Origin of the sequence: Pseudomonas sp. S37, from assembly GCF_016658545.1 — a bacterium.
In the GTDB taxonomy this organism is placed as follows: Bacteria; Pseudomonadota; Gammaproteobacteria; order Pseudomonadales; family Pseudomonadaceae; genus Aquipseudomonas.
The window spans coordinates 1-4620 of sequence record NZ_JACVZC010000201.1; the positions used below are offsets into that span (position 1 = coordinate 1).

Below are 4620 nucleotides of genomic sequence, written 5' to 3' on the forward strand. Positions count from 1 at the left end.
CAACGGGGCGTGTAGGAGCGGCCTTGTGTCGCGATGGGCTGCAAAGCAGCCCCGGAACTACAGTCAGCGCGGCTCCATATGCGCAATCATCAACTGCACACTTTCATTACCGCGAAACTCGTTCACATCCAGCTTGTACGCCAACTCCACCCAACGCACCGTCGGGTTCGGCCACACTTCGCGGTCAATGCCGAAGGCAATGCCATCCAGCCGCACCGAACCACATTCGCTCTTGAGCACCACCTTCAGGTGCCGCTCGCCGACCACCCGCTGCTCCACCAACTGGAACACGCCATGGAACAGCGGCTCGGGGAAGTGCTGGCCCCATGGCCCTGCATGGCGCAGGGCCTTGGCCAGTTCGAGGTGGAATTCCTCTACTGCCAGGCTGCCATCGGACAGCAGCCGGCCAGTAAGGTCTTCTTCGCGAAGCTGGCGCCGCACTTCTTCGTCGAACGCCTCGGCAAACGCCGGGAAATTGGCCTCGGGCAACGACAACCCGGCAGCCATCGCGTGGCCACCAAACTTGCTGATCAACTGCGGATGACGCGCCGCCACGGCATCCAGCGCATCGCGAATATGAAACCCCGGCACCGAACGCGCCGAACCTTTGAGCATGCCCTCGCCGGCATCGGCGAAAGCGATGGTCGGCCGGTGGTAACGCTCCTTCAGGCGCGAAGCCAGAATCCCGATCACGCCCTGGTGCCAGTCGGCATCGAACAGGCACAGGCCATACGGCATCGACTCGACCGGCAGGTCCTTGAGCTGGGCCAGGGCCTCGCGCTGCATGCCCTGCTCGATGGACTTGCGGTCCTGGTTCAGGTCGTCCAGCTGTTGGGCCATGTCCTGGGCCAGCGCCGCGTCTTCGCACAGCAGGCATTCGATACCCAGGCTCATGTCATCCAGGCGCCCGGCAGCATTCAGCCGTGGACCGAGGATGAAACCAAGGTCAGTCGAGGTGATACGCCGGTGATCGCGACGGGCCACTTCGAGAATGGCCTTCAGCCCCGGGCGGGCGCGGCCGGCGCGGATGCGCTCCAGGCCCTGGTGCACCAGGATGCGGTTATTGGCGTCCAGCGGCACCACGTCGGCGACGCTGCCCAGGGCAACCAGGTCGAGCAGTTCACCGATGTTCGGCTGCGGCTGCGCCTCGTAACGGCCCAGGCTGCGCAGGCGTGCGCGCAGGGCCATCAGTACGTAGAAGATCACCCCTACCCCGGCCAGCGACTTGCTTGGGAAGCTGCAGCCCGGCTGATTGGGGTTGATGATGGCGTCGGCGTCGGGCAACTCCGCACCCGGCAGGTGGTGGTCGGTCACCAGCACCTTGAGCCCGGCAGCCTTGGCGGCGGCCACCCCGTCGACACTGGAAATGCCGTTGTCCACGGTGATCAGCAACTGCGGCTGGCGCTGCAGGGCCACCTCGACGATTTCCGGGGTCAGGCCATAGCCGTATTCGAAGCGGTTGGGCACCAGGTAATCGACATGGGCCGCACCCAGCAGGCGCAGGCCCAGCACACCGACGGTGCTGGCCGTGGCGCCATCGGCATCGAAGTCGCCGACGATCAGGATGCGCTGGCGCTGGTCTAGGGCCTCGACCAGCAGGTCGACGCCGGCCTCGATGCCCTTGAGCTGCTGGTACGGCAGCAGGCGCGCCAGGCTTTTGTCCAGCTCGGCCTCGCTCTGCACGCCGCGTGCGGCGTACAGGCGGGTCAGCAAGGGTGGCAGGTTACCCAGGAATGGCAGGGTCGACGGCAGGGGGCGGGGTTCGATGCGCATGGGTTGCTTCAGCCACGCTCACCGAGCAGCCACTGCAGTTGCACTTCATGCTGGCCACGGTCGTCGGTGACGAATACCGTGCCTTCGCTGATCATCACGTCCCACTTGATGCTGCGCGGCATGTCGGTGGCCAGGGTTTCCAGCACTTCTTGCGGCACAGCAGCAATGTTCAGGTTCTTCAGGCCCTTGACTGCAGGCACCACTTTGCCTTCCCACACCCGCAGGCTGCCGTAGGCCAGCAGGCTGGTGCGTTCGGTGCGACGCGAGCACCAGGTCAGGCGGTCGGCATCCGGCTGGCCGACTTCGATCCAGTGCAGTACACGGTCGTCCAGGCTCTTTTCCCACAGCGCCGGTTCATCGACATCCGACAGGCCACGGCCAAACGACAAGTTCTCGTTGTACCAGAGCGCATACGCCAGCAGCCGAACCGCCATGCGCTCTTCGGTTTCCGAAGGGTGGCGCGCGATGGTCTGCTTGACGCTTTCGTAGACGTTGCGATCAAGGTCGGTGAGATTCAGTTCGAACTTGTAGGTGGTGGACGGCTGGGCCATGGTCGACGGGCTTCGTGCAAAAGAAAAGTGGCACAGTCTAACCCATCCGCACCTTCCATGCGCCGCAGCAGTACCCGGCGAAACCGACGTGTGATAAAACCACGACTCTGCCCAACTGCCACGGATGCACCATGTCGACGCCCAGCAAACCCCTCGCCGGCCTTAAAGTTGTCGAACTCGGCACCCTGATCGCCGGGCCGTTCGCTTCGCGGATCTGTGCCGAATTCGGTGCCGAGGTGGTCAAGGTCGAATCGCCCGATGGCGGCGACCCGCTGCGCAAGTGGCGCAAGTTGTACGAGGGCACGTCGCTGTGGTGGTTCGTGCAGGCGCGCAACAAGCAGTCGCTCACCCTCAACCTCAAGCACCCCGAAGGCCGCGAGGTGCTGAAGAAGCTGCTGGCCGAAGCCGACATCCTGATCGAGAACTTCCGCCCGGGCGTGCTGGAAAAGCTCGGCCTGGGCTGGGACGTGCTGCATGCGCTGAACCCGCGCCTGGTCATGGTGCGCCTGTCTGGCTTTGGCCAGACCGGGCCGATGAAAGACCAACCCGGCTTCGGCGCAGTAGGCGAGTCAATGGGCGGCCTGCGCTACATCACCGGCTTCGACGACCGCCCACCGGTACGTACCGGCATTTCCATCGGTGACTCGATTGCTGCCCTGTGGGGGGTGATCGGTGCGCTGATGGCGCTGCGCCACCGGGAAGTCAACGGTGGCCAGGGCCAAGTGGTGGACGTGGCGCTGTACGAGGCGATTTTCGCCATGATGGAGAGCATGGTGCCGGAATTCGATGTGTTCGGCTTTATCCGCGAGCGCACCGGCAACATCATGCCCGGTATCACCCCCTCCTCCATCCACACCAGTGCCGACGGCAAGCATGTGCAGATCGGCGCCAACGGCGACGCGATCTTCAAACGCTTCATGCAGGCCATCGGCCGCGACGACCTGGCCAATGACACGACGCTGGCCACCAACGATGGCCGCGACCTGCGCCGCGATGAGCTGTACGGGGTAATCGACCGCTGGGCCAACAGCCTGCCGCTGGAGCAGCTGATGCAGGTGCTGAACACAGCCGAAGTCCCGGCCAGCCGCATTTATTCCGCCGAGGACATGTTCAACGACCCGCAGTACCTGGCACGGGAAATGTTTCTGCAGGCCAGGCTGCCGGACGGCAAACCGTTCAAGATGCCCGGCATCGTACCCAAGCTGTCGGACACCCCCGGTTCTACCGAGTGGGTCGGCCCGGCGCTGGGCGAACATACCGAGGCGCTGCTTGGCAAGCTGGGCTACGACGCGTCGGCCATCGCCAGCCTGCGCGCAGCAGGCACGGTCTGACCCTGGCGCGGCCCGGCTCCATGCGCCCTACCCGCTGCCTTCGCCGCCTGGCCCTGCTGTGCGGGCTGTTGGCTGCATTGCTGCTGCAGCCTGCCAGCGCCAAGGAGCGCCTGTTCTGGCTGGTGCGCGATCTGCCGCCGTTCACCATTTTCGAAGGCCCGGAAAAAGGCCAGGGCGTGGTCGACCAGCTGTTGCCGCGGCTGATCGGGCAAATGCCCGAGTACGACCACACCATCCTGCGGGTCACCCGCGCTCGCGGCATCCAGATGCTGCAGGATGGCAACACATTCACCTGCGACCCGACCCTGTTGTGGACACCGGAACGTGCCAAGTTCGTGCGTTTCTCCCTGCCATCGCTGGGTGTACTTAGCGGCGGCCTGGTGTTGCGCAAGGAAAACCAGGCGCTGGTGGCGCCGTACCTGGATGGCCAGCAAGTGGACTTGCACGGCCTGCTGAGCCAGGCCTCACTGAAGCTGGGGATTGTTGCCGAGCGCAGCTACGGCACGCAGATCGACAGCATTCTGCACCAGTTGCCCGACAGTGCGCTCAGCCGCCACTACGGCAGTGACGCTACCGCCAACCTGCTGCAAATGCAGCAACTGGGGCGCTTGCGCATGGTGCTGGGCTACTGGCCCGAGGTGCGCTACCTGATCCAGCAGCAAGGCGGCTCACTGGCTGATTACCAGTTTCACCCGGTACAGGGGGTGGAGCGCTATCAGTTTCTGCATGTGGGGTGTTCGGACAGCGAGCTGGGGCGTGCGGCGGTGGCGCATATCGACCAGTTGCTGCCGGCACTGCGCCGGGATGTGCTGCCGGGGTTGTATGCGCGCTGGCTGGACCCGGCGTTACAGGAAAGTTACCTGGAAGAGAGCAAGCGCTTCTTCGAAGCGCAATAGCTACGCCCTGCACGGACCTTTGTAGGAGCGGGGGGGGGGGGGGGGGGGGGGGGGGGGGGGGGGGGGGGG

At 64.8% G+C, this 4620-nt stretch carries 4 protein-coding genes; 2 read left to right on the forward strand and 2 right to left on the reverse strand.

Annotated features, from left to right (window positions below; translation table 11 throughout):
- Positions 1-63: 63 nt before the first annotated feature.
- Together recJ and IAE39_RS29015 are read right to left on the reverse strand one after the other, a co-directional pair.
- On the reverse strand, positions 64-1773 hold the full coding sequence (gene recJ / locus IAE39_RS29010; protein WP_201207896.1) for a single-stranded-DNA-specific exonuclease RecJ: 1710 nt from the start codon (positions 1771-1773) through the stop codon (positions 64-66).
- An 8-nt stretch (positions 1774-1781) separates the two neighbouring features.
- Positions 1782-2324 (reverse strand): YaeQ family protein, encoded by a 543-nt coding sequence (locus IAE39_RS29015; protein ID WP_201207897.1) that lies wholly within the window; start codon positions 2322-2324, stop codon positions 1782-1784.
- A gap of 131 nt (positions 2325-2455) precedes the next feature.
- Between IAE39_RS29015 and IAE39_RS29020 the strand changes: the two genes are divergently transcribed.
- Complete coding sequence (locus tag IAE39_RS29020; protein WP_201207898.1) at positions 2456-3655, forward strand: CaiB/BaiF CoA transferase family protein; 1200 nt, start codon at positions 2456-2458, stop codon at positions 3653-3655.
- Between the two features lie 20 nt (positions 3656-3675).
- A complete protein-coding gene (locus tag IAE39_RS29025; RefSeq protein ID WP_201207899.1) occupies positions 3676-4551 on the forward strand; it encodes a TIGR02285 family protein in 876 nt (291 codons plus the stop codon).
- Positions 4552-4620 lie beyond the last annotated feature (69 nt).

Excerpts from the sequence above, each read along its gene's own strand:
- IAE39_RS29020 (WP_201207898.1), top strand. The coding sequence starts at position 2,456 with ATGTCGACGCCCAGCAAACCCCTCGCCGGCCTTAAAGTTGTCGAACTC.
- IAE39_RS29025 (WP_201207899.1), top strand. The coding sequence starts at position 3,676 with ATGCGCCCTACCCGCTGCCTTCGCCGCCTGGCCCTGCTGTGCGGGCTG.
- IAE39_RS29015 (WP_201207897.1), bottom strand. The coding sequence starts at position 2,324 with ATGGCCCAGCCGTCCACCACCTACAAGTTCGAACTGAATCTCACCGAC.
- recJ (WP_201207896.1), bottom strand. The coding sequence starts at position 1,773 with ATGCGCATCGAACCCCGCCCCCTGCCGTCGACCCTGCCATTCCTGGGT.